This window comes from Nocardioides sp., from assembly GCA_037045645.1.
GTDB lineage: Bacteria > Actinomycetota > Actinomycetes > Propionibacteriales > Nocardioidaceae > Nocardioides.
Genome location: JBAOIH010000010.1, coordinates 181,850 through 197,803, shown reverse-complemented (window position 1 = coordinate 197,803; position 15,954 = coordinate 181,850). Strand labels below are relative to the sequence as shown.

The window sequence follows — 15,954 nt, the reverse complement described above, 5'->3', positions numbered from 1 at the left end:
CAGCATGGTCGAGGTCCAGCAGCGCGTCGGCGCGGAACTGGAGCGGATGGCCGAGGTCATCGATCCGCTCGGCCGCCGCTTCGCCGACGCCGGCCACCAGTTGGCGCTCGTGGGCGGTCCCGTACGCGACGCGATGCTCGGGCGGCTGCAGAACGACTTGGACTTCACCACCTCGGCGCGTCCCGAGGAGACCGAGCGGTTGATCCGCGACTGGGCGGACGCGGTGTGGGACATCGGACGCGCATTCGGCACGATCGGCTGCCGCAAGGGCGACTGGATCGTCGAGATCACCACGTTCCGGTCCGAGACGTACGACCCCTCCTCGCGCAAGCCGGAGGTCAACTACGGCGACTCGCTCACCGGAGACCTGGGCCGGCGCGACTTCACCATCAACGCGATGGCGGTGTCGGTGCCTGGCCGGGTGTTCGAGGATCCGTACGGCGGGATCGTCGATCTGGCGCACCGCCTGATCCGGACGCCCGGCCGTCCCGAGGACTCCTTCTCCGACGACCCCTTGCGGATGATGCGCGCGGCGCGCTTCGCGGCTCAGCTCGGCTTCTCGGTCGATCCGGCGACCGTGGCGGCGATGACGGCGATGGCGGAACGGATCACGATCATCTCGGCCGAGCGGGTGCGTGACGAGTTGGTCAAGTTGATCTGCGCGCCACACCCCCGCCTGGGGCTGACCCTGCTGGTGGAGACCGGGCTGGCCGGACACGTACTGCCCGAACTTCCCGCGCTGGCCCTCGAACGCGACGAGCACCACCGGCACAAGGACGTCTATCAGCACACCCTGACCGTGCTGGAACAGGCGATGGCCCAGGAGTCCCGCCTGGGTGGAGAACCCGACTTCGTATCGCGCTTCGCGGCGTTGATGCACGACGTCGGCAAGCCACGCACCCGCAAGTTCGTCGGCGACGGGACCGTGACCTTCCACCACCACGACGTGGTCGGTGCCAAGTTGACCCGCAAGCGGATGAAGGCGCTGCGCTTCTCCAACGACCAGATCGAGGCGGTCTCCAAGCTGGTCGAGTTGCACCTGCGCTTCCACGGCTATGGCTCGGGGGAGTGGACCGACTCGGCCGTACGCCGCTATGTCCGCGACGCAGGTGACCAACTCGAGCGGTTGCACATCCTGACCCGCGCCGACTGCACCACGCGCAACGCGCGCAAGGCCGAGCGGCTGCGGCGCACGTACGACGATCTCGAAGCCCGCATCGAGCGCCTCTCGCAAGAGGAAGAGCTCTCCGCGATGCGCCCCGATCTCGACGGGAGTCAGATCATGGCGATCCTGGGCATCCCGCCCGGCCCGGTGGTGGGTCAGGCGTACAAATTCCTGCTGGAACGCCGGATGGATCACGGCCCCTCCACGGCGCAGGAAGCCGAGGCGGCGCTGCGCTCCTGGTGGGCCGAGCGGGAGTGACCCGTACGCTCTGCGCATGAGCGAGCCCGCACAGTTGCAGGAGTCCATCGAGATCGCCGCGCCGCCGGTGAAGGTGTGGGCGGCGGTGACCGACCTGGCACGGATGGCGCAGTGGAGCCCGCAGGTGGTGAAGTCGGTCGTACGAGGGCCGGTGCAGCAGGGCACGAAGGTGCTCAACTTCAACCGTCGCGGTCCGCTGTTCTGGCCGACGCAGTCTCAGGTCGTACGGTTCGAACCGCACCGCGACTTCGCCTTCCGGGTGAAGGAGAACTGGTCGGTCTGGTCCTTCGAACTGGAGCCGACCGCGGCCGGAACGCGACTGACTCAGCGCCGGGAGACCCCGAAGGGGATCTCCGGGCTGTCCAAGGTGTTGACCAAACGCATCCTCGGCGGCGCGGAGACCTTCGAGCAGGAATTGGCCGAAGGGATGCGCCAGACCCTGGTTCGGATCAAGTCAGACGTGGAAGGCTGAGGTCATGCGCAGCGACCTCTTCGCCCAGGACAATCTCGAGAAGCAGAGCCAGGAGCGTTTCGTCCTCCAGAACGCCCAGATGCTTCGCGTCCATCTGGGTCAGGACGTGCTGGCGACCAAGGGCTGCATGGTGGCCTATCAGGGCCAGGTGCGCTTCGACCACGAGAAGAGCGGCGGCTTCGCCAAGCTCGCCAAGAAGGTGATGACGTCGGAGGACGTGTCGCTGATGCGGGTCTCGGGGCAGGGTGAGGTCTTCTTCGCCGATCAGGCGGGATACGTACACCTGCTCCACCTGGAGAACGAGGCGCTGTCGATCAACGCCCGCAACCTGATGGCGTTCGACGACTCGCTGTCGTGGGACATCAACCGGGTCAAGGGCGCGGGCATGATGGCCGGCGGGCTTTTCAACACCACGATCAACGGCAGCGGTACGGTCGCGATCAATGTGGTCGGCCACCCGGTGGTGCTCGACTGCTCGCAGCAACCGACGTACGTCGACGTCCAGGCTGCGGTGTGCTGGTCGGCGAACCTCGTGCCGACGATGCACAACTCGATGAACATGAAGTCGATGCTGCGCGGCGGTTCCGGCGAGGCGTTCCAATACGTCTTCCACGGCCCTGGCTTCGTGGTCGTCCAGGCGTACGAGTGGACGCCGCCGCAGTCAGGAGGCAGTTCGTCGGGCGGCCCCGGTGGTGTGATCGGGAACCTGCTGAGCTGAGCTCGGCTGCGAGTGGGCGTCCACCACCCCTGCTGAAGAACTGCGGCCGGCGTCCACCCCCCCTGGAGAACTGCGGCCGCGTGGCAGCCAGGGTCGCGAAGTTGGCGGCTCTTGGCCGCAGTTCTTTTCGCCGCCCTTGGCGGGCCTGTCCCCTCACGAGCCACTTCTTCTCCACAGGGTCCTGCATCGGCGAGTTTTTCCACAGCCCACTCGGGACAAAGCCTGGATTGTCCGTCCGCTCGCGAAGCCTGCCGGGATGGAGTTCATACCAGGACCAGTTTCCGATCAGGCCGTCGCGGGTCGGCGCCCTGGAGCGGCGTACGAGTCAGTCACCCGCGGCGTACACGTGCGGCGGGACGCTCCCCACCCGTTTCGAGCACGGCTGACGGCCTGGCAACTGCTGCTTCCAGGCACCGCTGCCTTCAGTGGGCTGACCGCAGCGCAGGTGCGTGGCTGGGCGTTGCCGCCGCTGCCCGCGGGACTGCCGGTGTTCGCCGCGATGGACTATGGGCGGACTGCCCCGGTGCGCCCTGGCGCGATCAAGGTGACGCGACATCGGCAGGTGCCACCGGCCGAGCTTGTCCACGGACTACGTGTCACGACTCCGGCCGAGACGATCTTGACGTGTGCGGCCTATCTGTCCGTGCTCGACCTGGTGGTGATCATCGGATCAGCCTTGCGGGCCAAGGAGATCGAGCTCATCGAACTCTGGATGACGACCCCCGAGCATCGCCGCGGCATCGGGCGGTTACGTCTCGCGATGGCGCTGATCGATCCCATGGCTGAATCGGTGATGGAGGACCTACTTCGGGTGCTCCACGTTGTGTGTGGCATCGACGTGGTCAGCCAGTTCGAGCTCTGCGATGCCGATGGCAACTTCGTTGCTCGCGGTGAGCTGCTGCTCGTGGGCACTCAGACGTTCCAGGAGTACGACGGGCAACACCATGCCGAAGTCGAGCAGCACCGCCAAGACCGCGTCCGTGATCGCGCGATCAACAGCGTCGGATGGCTGCGAAACGGTTACACCGACCGAGACCTGTTCAGTCGCCCAGTCGGCATCCTTGCGGATGCTGATCGGTCCATCGGCAGGACGCACGATCCACGTCGGATCCGAGCGTGGTGGCGCCTGTTTCGCGAGTCCCTTTTCGCCAGCTCGGGTCGCGCAGCGCTGCTGGAACATGTCGCTCCCGAAATCCAGAAGCGGCGCGTTGCGTGAAGGCTGACTAACGTGGTGAAGGCTGCGGTCAGTTCGCGCCCCTACGGTCGGCCTCGTTGGACCCGCTGGGAGGGTGGCCGAACGCCGCAGTCACAGCGGCGAGTGCATCGGCCTTGCCGACGCCGAGCGCGCGGGCGCGCAGCGCGTACGTCTCGGCATGCTCGCGCAACAGTTCGACCGCAGGGCTTGGGCGTATGTCCTTTGCGACCCGGGTGCCCGCGCCGCGGCTGGTGACCAGGTGGCCACTTGATTCGAGTTCGCGGTAGGTCCTCGCCACGGTCCCGTTGGCCAGACCGAGGTCCCCGGCGGAGCTGGCGTACGGGTGGCAGACGATCACCGCCAGCGAGCCTCCCAGTCGCGATGAGTTCGACCAGTTGGCGGCGCAGTTGCTCGTACGGCGGGGTCGGATCGCTCGGATCCACGGTCAGTTCGGCTGCACTCATGCGCCGACCTGCGCGCGCCCGGGCGCTCGTGAGCGGACGGCGATCCCAGGGGCCAGCAGCGTGAACGCCGACCACACCACCACTGCGAGGCTGAGTAGTGCCAGGCAGGCTGCCCCGAGAGCGATCAGAATCCAGCTCGTGGCAGCGCACGAGTGGCTGCCCAGTGCGATGCCCGCAACGGCGGAGACGCCGAAGGTCGGCGCCGCGACAGCGACTCCGAGACCGGCGACGACCGCCGCCACTGACCGCCGGCGCAGCACGTCGTCGCTGAAGGTGTCTGCCGCGACGCCGCGCGGGCGGAGGACGACCTGCCGTGCCGCGATCAGCGCCAAGCCGAGGGCGATCAGCAGACCGACGGACAACCACAGGCTGTAGAAGGAGCCGGGATAGGGACCTCGCGCCGAGGCGTACGCGGTGGTGCAGGCGCGCCACAGTGTCCGCCCCGTGCGCCCCGCATCGTCGGGATGCGCAGATGCGGTGGTGAAGGCCAGCAGAGCCAAGGCGCCGACGAAGTTGATCCCGACCGCCGCCGTGAGGGCGCGCGGCAGATGGTCGCGGATCCGACGAGTGTCCAGACTGGCGCTGCGCACTCCGGTACGGGGACGTCGGCGCGCGACGGTCTCGCCCAGGATCGCGCCGAGAAGCACGCCGATGCCCAGCGCGACGGGGGCAAGCATGGCGCCTCGGCCGAGTTCGAGGAACGGCGCTACGCCGTAGACACACCACAGTGCGCTGGCCGCCCCGACAGTGAGGCCGAGCGCGCGTACGAGCAACACCCGCAGGTCCTCACGTACGACACTGCCCGGCGCGGAACGATTCAGGGCGATCACGATGACGGAGATCAACCCCAGGAAGATCAGCGCGAAGGCGAGGACCGCAACGATCAGCCAACTGGCCACGAACACCTGGGCCGCCTGTCAATCGGCGATCGGCGGGTGCGGCTGCTGTGCGACTGCGGCGTTCGACTGGTGGCGAGATCGTGCGACCAGAACCACGATCAGGACGACCGTGGCGAGACCGACCAGCACGGCGAAGGCCAGCACGAGAACGGCGAGGAGTGAAGCGCCCATCGGATCCACCTACTTGTATCAAATGATTGGGACAAGATCAGCGTGCACCTCGGCCAGCCCTTGTGTCAAGGAGGTGATACAAGAATCACTCGGAAAAGAACTGCGGCCGGAGGGGGCCCGTCATCGAGACGGACCGGCCCTCCGGCCGCAGTTCTTCAGAAAATCGGGGCTCGCTCTACGGCAGCGACTTCGTCGCTACCTCCGGGCTCACTCCTCGGCACCCGCAATGAAGGCCTCCACCCGGGCCCGACCCTCTTCGTCCGGAAGCTGCACCGGCGGAGACTTCATCAGGTAGGACGACGCCGAGATGATCGGGCCGCCCAGGCCACGGTCCTTGGCGATCTTGGCCGCGCGGATCGCGTCGATGATGATGCCGGCCGAGTTGGGGGAGTCCCAGACCTCGAGCTTGTACTCCAGGTTCAGCGGCGCGTCACCGAAGGCACGGCCCTCGAGGCGCACGTACGCCCACTTGCGGTCGTCGAGCCACTGCACGTAGTCGGACGGGCCGATGTGCACGTTCTTGTCGTGCACCTTGCCGGCCAGTGAGCCGTGCAGGTTGGACGTGACAGCCTGGGTCTTGGAGACCTTCTTGGACTCCAGGCGGTCGCGCTCCAGCATGTTCTTGAAGTCCATGTTGCCGCCGACGTTGAGCTGGTACGTCCGGTCGAGCGACACGCCGCGGTCCTCGAAGAGCTTCGCCAGCACGCGGTGGGTGATGGTCGCACCGACCTGCGACTTGATGTCGTCACCGACGATCGGGACACCCGCGGCCTCGAACTTCGCGGCCCACTCGGGGTCGGAGGCGATGAAGACGGGCAGCGCGTTGACGAAGGCCACGCCAGCGTCGATCGCGCACTGGGCGTAGAACTTGTCGGCCTCCTCGGAGCCGACAGGCAGGTACGACACCATCACGTCGACCTCGCGCTCACGCAGCACCGACACCACGTCGACGGGCTCGGCCGCGGACTCCTCGATGGTCATCCGGTAGTACTTGCCCAGGCCGTCGAGCGTCGGGCCGCGCTGCACCTCGACACCCAAGGTCGGCACGTCGGCGATCTTGATGGTGTTGTTCTCCGACGCGTTGATCGCCTCGGACAGGTCCTTGCCGACCTTCTTGTCGTCGACGTCGAACGCCGCGACGAACTCCACGTCGGAGACGTGATAGTCGCCGAAGGTGACGTGCATGAGCCCAGGGACGGTCCCGGCGGGATCGGCGTCCTTGTAGTACTCGACACCCTGGATCAACGAGGTGGCGCAGTTGCCCACGCCGACGATGGCTACTCGTACCGAACCCATGGGGCTCTCCTAACTAGATGTGGTGCTTTGTTGAAGTGGTGGATGGTGCTCAATCAGCCCGGAGGCTGTCGTTCGCTCAGGTGATGGAGTCGGGGGCGCGCCCCTGGTGCTCCTTGTTGATCAGGTCGGACAGCCAGCGCACCTCGCGCTCGACCGACTCGACCCCGTGGCGTTGCAACTCGTCGGCATACCGGTCGACCTCGGCCTGCGTGGCCTCGAGGTCGTCCTGGATCCGGGTGAGGCGCTCCTGCAGCCGGGTGCGACGACCCTCGAGCACCCGCAGCCGGATCTCCATGTCGGTGCGACCGAAGAACGCGAAGCGGATGTCGAAGTTGTCGTCCTCCCACGCGGTGGGACCCACTTCCGACATCAAGCGCTCGAACTCGCGATGTCCGGATTCGGTGACCCGATAGACGATGCGCGGGCGCCCCGTCATCGCGGTCGCCTCGCCGGGCATCTCCTCCAGGAAGCCCGCTCGCAGCAGTGTCTTCAAGGTGGGATAGAGCGAGCCGTACGACAGCACGCGCCCCCAGCCGAGCATCAGGTTGAGGCGCTTGCGCAACTGGTAGCCGTGCATCGGACCCTCGTGCAGCAGTCCGAGGACTGCCAACTCGATCGTCTCCGCGCGCCGTGCCACCGACCTATCGTAGCGATATATCCCACCGATCCGACGAATCGATGCGTCCAGTGTCACGTACGCGACGGGAGGGGCGTTGCCAGGTCGGGTGCGTACCCTGAGCGATTGTGAGCAAGCGCAGAGCCGAAGGGCCGGCCGTCACCAAGCGTCCGGGTCGCCGTCCGAAGTCGCCGTGGCGATGGTTGCGTCGACTGCTGATCCTCGGACTCGTCCTGGGGCTGATGGGCGTACTCACCTTCGCAGTGCTCTATCGGGCGATCTCGATCCCGAGCCCCAATCGCGACTTCGCCGCGCAGACCACGAAGGTGTTGTACGCCGACGGCACGCAGGAGATCGGCAGTTTCGCGACCCAGAACCGCGAGTCGATCCCGCTGGAAGAGATGCCCGACTGCATCAAGGACGGCGTCGTCGCGGGAGAGGACCGGACGTTCTGGACCAACCGCGGCATCGACCCCAAGGGCATCATTCGCGCCGCCTTCAGCAACGCGCGCGGCAACTCGACCCAGGGCGCGTCGACGATCACCCAGCAGTACGTGAAGATCCTCTACCTCACCCAGGAGCGCACCCTCACCCGCAAGATCAAGGAAGCGATCATCTCGCTCAAGCTGCACCGCCAGCAGAGCAAGGAGGAGATCCTGGCCGGCTACCTCAACACGATCTATTACGGCCGCGGCGCGTACGGCATCCAGGCCGCGGCGGAGGCGTTCTTCGACGTGCCCGCCAAGGACCTCAACCTGCGCCAGTGCGCGGTGCTCTCCTCGGTGATCAACAACCCCAACAACCTCGACCCGGCCAATGGCAAGGACGATAAGCGCCGCCTGCGCGAGCGCTATCGCTATGTCCTGAGCGGAATGGCGACGATGGGTGCCGTGACCCCGGCGCAGGCCGACAAGGCCAAGAAGAAGTTGCCGGCCTTCCCCGAGATCCAGGGCGAGAGCAGGTACGGCGGCCAGCGTGGGCACATGTTGCGGCTGGTGCGCGACCAGATGCTGCGCCTGGGCTACACCGACCAGGACATCGACTCGGGCGGCTATCGGGTCACCACCACGCTGACCCCGGCGGCGATGAGTGCGGCCGAGCAGGCGGTGATCGAGGTGCGACCCGAGGGGTTCGACAAGGGAGCGCTGCACGTCGCCACCGCCAGCGTCGACGTGAAGACCGGCGCGTTGCTCGGGTTCTACGGTGGCCAGGACTACCTGGACTCGCAGATCAACTGGGCCGTCGCGGGCGGCATGATCGGCTCGACGGCCAAGCCGTTCACGGTCGCGACGGCGCTGGAGGAGGGCTTCGCGCTCAAGGACACCTTCGAGGGCAACTCGCCGTTCGAGTTCCCCGACGGCCTCGAGGTGAAGAACGAGGGTTCGGGAACCGGCACCGACTACGGCTCGGCCGTGTCGATGACCTATGCGCTGCAAGAGTCGATCAACACCGCGTTCGTGGACATGACCGACTCGATGGACGACGGACCCGCCAAGACCTACGACACTATGCTGCGCCTGGGCATCCCGCCGGACAAGGCGTCGAAGAAGTACCCGGGCATTCCGTCGACGAGCCGCGACCTGTCCCCCGACGACACCCTGGTGACGCTGGGCCGCGCGCGGATCAGCCCGATCAACATGGCGAACTCGTACGCCACCTTGGCCAACGAAGGCCGGCGCCACGACGTCTACGTGATCTCCAAGATCGTCGACAAAGCCGGCGAGACCGTCTATGCGCACAAGACGGCGAGCACCAAGGCGATCGACCCCGACATCGCAGCCGACACGACGTACGCCATGCAGAAGGTCGTGACCGAGGGCACCGGCACCGCGGCTCGCCCACTGGGCCGCCCGGCGGGAGGCAAGACCGGCACGGCCACCAACGACAAGGACCAGGTCTCGTCGGCGTGGTTCGTCGGCATGACACCGCAGATCGCGACGGCGGTGATGTACGTGCGTGGTGACGGTGACGACCAACTCGACGCATGGCTGCCGTCGTACTACGGCGGCTCCTACCCGGCGCAGACCTGGACCGCGCTCATGCAGACGATGATGGATGGTCTGCCGGTCGAGGAGTTCCCCGAGCCCGCATTCGTCGACGGTGACGCGCCGTCGAGCGGCCACGAGCAGACGTACGCCCCGCCGACGCAGTCGCAGCGACCGCGCCCGACCCGGCGTACGAACAAGCCCCGGCCCACCAAGAGCCTCGGCGTGCCGACGACCAGGCCCACCGAGGCGCCCACCACCGAGGCGCCGCCGACCACACAGGCGCCGACGACCGAGCCCACCATCGCGCCGCCGACGTTGCCGACCGAGGTGCCGACCGTCCTGCCGACCGCACCGCCCACCCCGGTGCCGACCGACTCGGCCTCGGCAGCCGCGTGGGTCAACGGGCGAACGCGCTAGCCAGCGGGTTCTTTCGACAGGTCCCTCTCGACGGGCCTTGTGGGCGTACGACACCATGGCCACCGTGCAGGCCCCTTCCGTGGAGGATCCCCTCGTCCGCCGACTCTCCGAGAGCATCGGCGGGCCATTGGGGTCGCGCGCGGGCCGGCACCGCTGGTGGACGCCGCTGCGGGTGATCTTGGTGCTGACCGCACTCACGTTCGCGGTGGGGATGTGGCAGAAGGGCAATTGCTACGACGCGTCCTGGACCAACGGCGAGTCCCGCTACACCCACATGTGCTATTCCGACCTGCCCTACCTCTACACCGGGCGCGGGATGGCCGAGCTCGAGTGGCCGTACTCCGAGGACACCGAGACGCGGCGGCGCTACCCCGAGGTGATGGAGTATCCCGTCGGCATCTCCTATTGGGCCTGGGGCACCGCGTACGTCACCCACTGGGTGACCGGCGCACCGGACCTGGCGCAACGAGCCGCGGTGCCGGTCGATTCCTTCTGGGGCGATAAGCAGATCGTCAAGGAGGTCCGGGTCTACGTCGTCGTGAACGCGATCGGCTTCGCGCTGGTGACGCTGCTGGCCGCGGGGTTGCTGACCCGGGTCAATCCGGGACGCCCCTGGGATGCCGCGCCCTTCGCGCTGGCGCCGACGCTGGCGCTCTCGGGCCTGGTGAACTGGGATCTGGTAGCGGTGCTCTTCGTCGCAGGGGCACTGTGGGCGTGGACTCGCGGGTCGCCGACATGGACCGGGATCATGATCGGGCTCGGTGTCGCGACGAAGCTCTATCCACTGTTCCTGCTCGGCGGGCTGCTGATCATCTGTCTGCGGTCGAAGCGACTGGCCGACTTCTTCAACGTCGTGTCGACCTCGATCATCACCTGGGTGCTGGTCAATGCGCCCGCGCTGCTGACCGGCCCGGCACAGTGGAAGCACTTCTGGGAGTTCAACTCCTCCCGAGGCGCGGATCTGGGCTCGATCTGGCTGGTGCTCTCGCAGGCGATGGACAAGACCTTCACTCCCGAGACGATCAACAGGGGCTCCTGGATCTTCTTCATCGCCTGGTGCGTGGTCGTCTTGATCGTCGGGTTGCGAGCGCCGGTGAACCCGCGCTTCGCCCAACTGGGCTTCCTGATCGTGGTGGGCTTCCTGCTGGTCAACAAGGTGTATTCACCGCAGTACGTGTTGTGGTTGCTGCCACTGGCCGTGATGGCGCGCCCGCGTTGGCGAGACCTGTTGATCTGGCAGGTGGGCGAGACGCTCTATTTCGCGTCCGTGTGGTGGTATCTCGGCGGGTTCCTGGCTCCGGGCAGCTCCGACGGCGACGCGGTGACGTACTGGATCGCCATCGTGTTGCGCATGGCCGCCGAGTTGTATCTGTGCGCAATGGTCGTGCGGGACATGTACCACCCCGAGCAGGACCCCGTGCGCGCGGCGGTGGTCGAGGAGGGCGCAGCCCGTCCTCCGGTGGTCGAGGAGGGCGCAGCCCGTCCTCCGGTGGTCGAGGAGGGCGCAGCCCGTCCTCCGGTGGTTGAGGAGCCGCGCAGCCCGTCCTCCGGTGGTTGAGGAGCCGCGCAGCGGCGTCTCGAAACCACCTAACTGACGACCACCCGGTCGAACTGCGTCGCGGTGAACCGGACCCGTACGTCGATCTCATCCCCCACGTGCGGCACCCGCGCACCGGCGGGCAGGAACAACATCGAGGCCTGCATGTGCGGCGGCTCGGCGAAGAGCCGCTGCTTTCCGTCGATGGAGTAGGGGGAGCGTACGAATCCCATCGCGTCGAGCCCGCCGCGCGCGATGCTGGCCGCGCGCGACTTCAGCGACGTGTCGCCGGTCGGCGACTCCAACCCGATGCCGTGTGCGGTCCCGCCGGAGACGACCAGGACGTGGCCGGCACGAGGAGCCGTACGCCCGCGGTAGCCGAAGACGTCGCCACGCTGCACCGGGTGGACGTCGAGCACTGTTGCGGTGACCCGCAGGGCCGCCCGTTCGCCGAGCCATAGATCGGTGCCGATGCGGGGACGGAAGACGTACTCGGGGAAGGCGGCGCGCAGGCTGGCCAGCTCGCCGCGGGTCAGGTGGCTGACCCAGATCGTGCGGGTGTCGAGTTCGGCGGCGACGACGTCGTGCATCAGCCGCTGCACCTCGGACAGGTGCGATCCCTGCTCCAGTGGCAGATGCAATGCGATGCCCTCGAGGCGGTGCCGCCCGGCCTCCTTGAGGACCCTTCCCGCTGCCCGCAAGGCGCGCGCGTCCATGCCGTGGCGCAGCATCGAGGTGGCGCGTTCGAGTACGAAGCGCGCTCCCGGCTGGGTGTTGAGCAGGTCGGCGATGTCGACGACACGGCTGACCGTGTGAATCAGTCGGGGATTGGACTGCTGATCTTTCGCCGCCCCGAACGGACGCCACGGCGTGAGCACCAACAGGTCTTGGTCGAAGCGCGGCTCGACGGCCGAGACCTCGTCGTACGTCCCCACGGCCAACGTGTCGACGCCGAGCCACTCGGCTTTGCGTGCGAGCCGGGCCAGGCCGAAGCCGTAGCCGTTGCCCTTGACGACCGGCACCAGTGCGGGTTCGGAGTCGGCCAGCGCGCGCAAGTGCGTACGCCAGCAGTCACCGTCCACGTGCAGCGTCAGGCTCATCGGCGTGCCATGTAGAGCTCGAAGGCCTTGTAGAGCACCCTGTTGATCGGCAGGTCCCATTCGCCGACGTATTCGACGGCCTCGCCTCCGGTGCCGACCTTGAACTGGATCAGCCCGACATGGGAGTCCTCGGCGTCGAGGGTGTCGGTGATGCCGCGCAGGTCGTACACGGCGCAGCCGTTCGCGAGCGCGTCGCGGATCATCTCCCACTGGATCGCGTTGGAGCCGCGGACCTCGCGCTTCTCGGTGGAGGAGGCGCCGTACGAATACCAGGCGTGGGTGCCGACCCGGATCGCGATCGTGCTCGCGACCAGGTCGCCCTCGTGGTGGGCGAACCACAGCGTGATCCGACTCGGATCCTCGGCGCCGAGGGCGTCGAGCATCGTCTGGAAGTAACTCAGCGGCCGGGGCGTGAAGTGATCGCGCTCGGCGGTGTGGACATAGAGGTCGTGGAACGCCTTGAGGCCCGCCCCGGTGGTTTCGAGACGAGCTGTGCCCTGATCGACCGGCGCAGCCGCCCCGGTGGTTGAGGAGCGAGCGTTAGCGAGCGTCTCGAAACCACGGGTGACCACAACCCCCTCCTTGGCCGCCTTCTTGATGTTGCGGCGCCAGAGTTGGTTCATCCCCTTGAGGACGTCGTCCTCGGTGCGACCCGCGAGCGGGATCACGAAGTTGTACTGCGGTTGCCCGGCCGCGAAGCCGCCCTCGACGGCCTGCGGCTTCCAGCCCAACTCGTGCAGTTGCGAGACGACGCGCGCGCCGACCGGCGTACGTTCGAGCGGCGCGATCTCGCCGAGCCGTCGTACCTCCGGATTCGCGATCCCCTCCTTGACCTGGGCTGCGCTCCAGCGTCTGGTGATCACCGGTGGCCCCATGCGTACGGCGAACGCCCCCTGCTTCTTGAGGTGACGCACCATCGGGTCTAGCAGGGGTTTGAGGTCGTCGAGGTCCCAGTCCAGTACGGGACCTTCGGGCAGGTAGGCCAACGAGCGCTTGATCTTCGGCAGTTGTCGGTGCAGGACAAGGCCCGCTCCGATGAGTTCGTCGCCACGGAACCAGCCGAGGGATTCGGCGCGCCATTCGGGCTTCACCTTGGCCCAGGCGGGGGTCTGCAGGAAGCTCGCGGAGTCGCGAGATCGCAAGAACTCCAGGTGCTGCTCGGGCGTCAGCGGTCGTACGACGATCACGTGCGTCAGGTTAGCGGGGCACCTGCCCGACCCCGCGAAGTGCGGAAGGAACCCGGCCCCACGCCCGGGTCCCTTCCGCTCCCCTTCGATCAGGTCAACGCGCAGGCGCAGCGGGCCTTGAGCAGTGCTCGGAGCAAGGTCTTCATCTGTCTCACCTTTCGTTTCTGGAGGCCCGAACACTCCGGTGGTTGGTGAGACCAGACTGCGACCGACCGGCCGAATTGGCGATGGGGCGAACTCCCCATCGGGCAGTGTCAGAGCCGGTCGCGCAACCAGGCGAAGTCGGCGATGTGCTCCTCCGCACCGCCCGGGGTCTCGCAGATGACGGGCGCACCGGCGTCTCGTACGACCGCCGCGAACTCGTCCGCAGGCAGGTTGCCGTTGCCGAAGTTGGCGTGCCGGTCGGCACCGGAGTCGAAGCCGTCGCGAGAGTCGTTGGCGTGTACGAGGTCGATCCGCCCGGTGATGGACCTGATCCGTTGCACTGCGTCGCCGAGGTGGATGCCGCCAGCCCACGCGTGGCAGGTGTCCAGACAGAAACCGACGTTCTCGGCGCCTTCGGCCGTCTCGATAGCGGCCCAGACGCCCGCGATCCTGTCCAGGTGGCGTGCCATCGCGTTGTCGCCGCCTGCGGTGTTCTCGATCAGCAGCGGGATCTTGAGGTCGGTGGCCTCGATGGCCTTGCGCCAGTTGTCGAAACCGACCGCGGGGTCGTCGCTCTTGTTGACGTGACCGCCGTGCACGATCAGCCCTTTGGCGCCGATGCTCGCCGCCGCGTCGAGATGCTGCTGGAGCAGTTTGCGGCTCGGGATCCTGATCCGGTTGTTCGTGGTGGCGACATTGACGATGTAGGGAGCGTGGACGTAGAGATCGATCCCTGCGGATTCGGCGTCGCTCTTGAGGGCTGCCGCGCCGCCTTCGTACCGAATCTCAGGACCCTTGTAGCCCTGCGGGTCGCCGAGGAAGAACTGCACCAGATTCGTGCCGCGAGCCTTGGCCTCGGCGATCGGGTCGGTCTGGTCGACGTGGGCGCCGATGGGGAGCGTCATAGGGCCGAGATTAGCCCGGCTGCACTTTGAGTCTTCTGCGGACTCAAAGCGGACGCGTACGCATCCGCGCAGGTCAGAGCAGCGTCAGGACCAGCACGACGAGCAACACGATGATCAGACCACCGGCGATCGCGATGGCAACCTTCGAGTGCGGACGCGAGGCCGGCTGATCGGGCGACTCGCTGAGCAGGTGTGACGGCAGCGGGTTGACGGCGCGTTGCGCCATCCGGATGTGCATCGCCTCTGCGGCGATCGGGTCGACCGCGAACCCCTCGGGCCGGATCGTGTCGTCCTGCTGCGGTGGCTCGATCAGCCACGAGCGGTCGTCGCGAGGCCGGGGGCGAACTCTGGTCGGGCCAGGGCTCGTGGCTGCGGTGCTGCTCGGATCGGGCGCGATGCGGTCGGGCACGTACGGCGGTCGCGGATCGCGCCGCCAAGGCTCGTCGGTCGGCAGGCCGAGCGCGTGCAGTGTGTGTCGTGCCGCTGAGGCGCTGGCGGGTCGCTGTGCCGGGTCCGGCTGAGTGAGTGCCGCGAGCAGATCGTGCAACGGCCCGGCCGGGGCCTGGATCGACTGGCCTGGCTGGGGGCGTACGCCCGTGATGGCCTCACAGATCACCGCACCCGCGGCGTAGAGATCCGAGCGCGGGTCCGGCTTCTCGCCGGCCTGCTGCTCGGGTGGCATGTAGCCCTCGGTGCCGACCACGCCCGGCGCATGGGTGAGGCGCGCGTCGTCCAGTGGGACCGCGACGCCGAAGTCGCCCAACCGCAGATGCGGGCGACCCGGCCCGGTCGGGTCCAGCAGCAGATTGGCCGGCTTCACGTCGCGGTGTACGACGCCCTGCTCGTGCACGGCTTCGAGTGCGGCGAGCAGTTGATCCAGCAGGATCGCGGCGTACGACTGCGGCAGCGGCCCGTGCTCGGCGAGCAGGCCCGCGAGCGACCCACCGCGTACGAGATCCATCGTGAAGACCACCGCGTCGTCCTCCGCGGCCCACGAGGTCGGTGCGACGACATGTGGGTGGTGGATGCGCAGACCCTGCTCGCGTACGAACCTCAACAGCATCGACGAGGAGTGATGGGCCAGCACCTTCGCGGCCACGTGGTCCTCGGTCTTGAGGTCCCAGGCCCGCCACACGGTGCCCATGCCGCCATGGCCGATGACGTCGAGCAGCACATAGCGACCGGCGATCGCGCGGTCGCGGGGGTGAGGAGTGCTGGGCTCGGACATCGACGCCCTCCCTACCCTCTCCGTTGCGGGCGTACGCGCGATTGGGTCGGCTCGCGCGTGCGCTGTTAGCCTTCGGTGTTCCCTGCGCGGCGATCCGTGCCGGGTGCAGAGACTCACTGGTCAGCATGACGTGGGAGTCTCGATTTGCGAAAGCCCTCCTGCCACGGACAGTCCGTGGCCGCTGAGCCCACAGG

15 protein-coding genes are annotated in these 15,954 nt (G+C 67.5%); 6 read left to right on the top strand and 9 right to left on the bottom strand.

The genetic code is table 11. The features are described from left to right. The first annotated feature begins 4 nt into the window (after positions 1-4). The 4 genes from V9G04_17830 (at position 5) to V9G04_17815 (ending at position 3,829) form a co-directional block, all read left to right on the top strand. A complete protein-coding gene (locus V9G04_17830; GenBank protein ID MEI2715098.1) occupies positions 5-1,423 on the top strand; it encodes a CCA tRNA nucleotidyltransferase in 1,419 nt (472 codons plus the stop codon). A 16-nt stretch (positions 1,424-1,439) separates the two neighbouring features. Beyond that, positions 1,440-1,895 (top strand): SRPBCC family protein, encoded by a 456-nt coding sequence (locus V9G04_17825; GenBank protein ID MEI2715097.1) that lies wholly within the window; start codon positions 1,440-1,442, stop codon positions 1,893-1,895. Between the two features lie 4 nt (positions 1,896-1,899). Continuing rightward, the gene (locus tag V9G04_17820; GenBank protein ID MEI2715096.1) at positions 1,900-2,613 is read left to right on the top strand and encodes an AIM24 family protein; all 714 of its coding nucleotides are present in this window, start codon (positions 1,900-1,902) and stop codon (positions 2,611-2,613) included. Positions 2,614-2,869: 256 nt separating this feature from the next. Further along, complete coding sequence (locus V9G04_17815) at positions 2,870-3,829, top strand: hypothetical protein (GenBank protein ID MEI2715095.1); 960 nt, start codon at positions 2,870-2,872, stop codon at positions 3,827-3,829. A 28-nt stretch (positions 3,830-3,857) separates the two neighbouring features. Here the strand turns inward: V9G04_17815 and V9G04_17810 are convergent, their stop codons facing one another. The 5 genes from V9G04_17810 to V9G04_17790 form a co-directional block, all read right to left on the bottom strand. Next, a complete protein-coding gene (locus V9G04_17810) occupies positions 3,858-4,166 on the bottom strand; it encodes a hypothetical protein (protein MEI2715094.1) in 309 nt (102 codons plus the stop codon). A 102-nt stretch (positions 4,167-4,268) separates the two neighbouring features. Continuing rightward, positions 4,269-5,177 (bottom strand): hypothetical protein, encoded by a 909-nt coding sequence (locus tag V9G04_17805; GenBank protein ID MEI2715093.1) that lies wholly within the window; start codon positions 5,175-5,177, stop codon positions 4,269-4,271. Positions 5,178-5,189: 12 nt separating this feature from the next. After that, positions 5,190-5,342, bottom strand: a complete 153-nt coding sequence (locus V9G04_17800) for a hypothetical protein (GenBank protein MEI2715092.1) — start codon at positions 5,340-5,342, stop codon at positions 5,190-5,192. Positions 5,343-5,549: 207 nt separating this feature from the next. Next, positions 5,550-6,638 carry an inositol-3-phosphate synthase gene (locus V9G04_17795; GenBank protein ID MEI2715091.1) on the bottom strand — a complete coding sequence of 363 codons (1,089 nt, stop codon included), beginning with the start codon at positions 6,636-6,638 and terminating at the stop codon, positions 5,550-5,552. Positions 6,639-6,714: 76 nt separating this feature from the next. Beyond that, the gene (locus V9G04_17790) at positions 6,715-7,275 is read right to left on the bottom strand and encodes a PadR family transcriptional regulator (GenBank protein MEI2715090.1); all 561 of its coding nucleotides are present in this window, start codon (positions 7,273-7,275) and stop codon (positions 6,715-6,717) included. Positions 7,276-7,382: 107 nt separating this feature from the next. Here V9G04_17790 and V9G04_17785 point away from each other — a divergent pair, with 107 nt between their 5' ends. Beyond that, complete coding sequence (locus tag V9G04_17785; GenBank protein MEI2715089.1) at positions 7,383-9,659, top strand: transglycosylase domain-containing protein; 2,277 nt, start codon at positions 7,383-7,385, stop codon at positions 9,657-9,659. Between the two features lie 55 nt (positions 9,660-9,714). Then, on the top strand, positions 9,715-11,217 hold the full coding sequence (locus V9G04_17780; GenBank protein MEI2715088.1) for a glycosyltransferase 87 family protein: 1,503 nt from the start codon (positions 9,715-9,717) through the stop codon (positions 11,215-11,217). Positions 11,218-11,246: 29 nt separating this feature from the next. Here the strand turns inward: V9G04_17780 and V9G04_17775 are convergent, their stop codons facing one another. The 4 genes from V9G04_17775 to V9G04_17760 form a co-directional block, all read right to left on the bottom strand. Then, positions 11,247-12,296 carry an alanine racemase gene (locus V9G04_17775; protein MEI2715087.1) on the bottom strand — a complete coding sequence of 350 codons (1,050 nt, stop codon included), beginning with the start codon at positions 12,294-12,296 and terminating at the stop codon, positions 11,247-11,249. Then, positions 12,293-13,483, bottom strand: coding sequence for a peptidoglycan bridge formation glycyltransferase FemA/FemB family protein (locus tag V9G04_17770; protein ID MEI2715086.1), 1,191 nt, complete (start codon positions 13,481-13,483; stop codon positions 12,293-12,295). Before V9G04_17770 ends, V9G04_17775 begins: the two co-directional genes overlap by 4 nt. Positions 13,484-13,737: 254 nt before the next feature. Continuing rightward, the gene (locus V9G04_17765; protein MEI2715085.1) at positions 13,738-14,532 is read right to left on the bottom strand and encodes a deoxyribonuclease IV; all 795 of its coding nucleotides are present in this window, start codon (positions 14,530-14,532) and stop codon (positions 13,738-13,740) included. A 73-nt stretch (positions 14,533-14,605) separates the two neighbouring features. Further along, the gene (locus V9G04_17760; GenBank protein ID MEI2715084.1) at positions 14,606-15,760 is read right to left on the bottom strand and encodes a protein kinase; all 1,155 of its coding nucleotides are present in this window, start codon (positions 15,758-15,760) and stop codon (positions 14,606-14,608) included. Positions 15,761-15,954: the final 194 nt, after the last annotated feature.

Bases quoted from the DNA above. Each gene is read 5' to 3' on its own strand.
- V9G04_17830 (MEI2715098.1), top strand. From the start codon at position 5: ATGGTCGAGGTCCAGCAGCGCGTCGGCGCGGAACTGGAGCGGATGGCC.
- V9G04_17825 (MEI2715097.1), top strand. From the start codon at position 1,440: ATGAGCGAGCCCGCACAGTTGCAGGAGTCCATCGAGATCGCCGCGCCG.
- V9G04_17820 (MEI2715096.1), top strand. From the start codon at position 1,900: ATGCGCAGCGACCTCTTCGCCCAGGACAATCTCGAGAAGCAGAGCCAG.
- V9G04_17815 (MEI2715095.1), top strand. From the start codon at position 2,870: ATGGAGTTCATACCAGGACCAGTTTCCGATCAGGCCGTCGCGGGTCGG.
- V9G04_17800 (MEI2715092.1), bottom strand. From the start codon at position 5,342: ATGGGCGCTTCACTCCTCGCCGTTCTCGTGCTGGCCTTCGCCGTGCTG.
- V9G04_17795 (MEI2715091.1), bottom strand. From the start codon at position 6,638: ATGGGTTCGGTACGAGTAGCCATCGTCGGCGTGGGCAACTGCGCCACC.
- V9G04_17780 (MEI2715088.1), top strand. From the start codon at position 9,715: ATGGCCACCGTGCAGGCCCCTTCCGTGGAGGATCCCCTCGTCCGCCGA.
- V9G04_17775 (MEI2715087.1), bottom strand. From the start codon at position 12,296: ATGAGCCTGACGCTGCACGTGGACGGTGACTGCTGGCGTACGCACTTG.
- V9G04_17765 (MEI2715085.1), bottom strand. From the start codon at position 14,532: ATGACGCTCCCCATCGGCGCCCACGTCGACCAGACCGACCCGATCGCC.
- V9G04_17760 (MEI2715084.1), bottom strand. From the start codon at position 15,760: ATGTCCGAGCCCAGCACTCCTCACCCCCGCGACCGCGCGATCGCCGGT.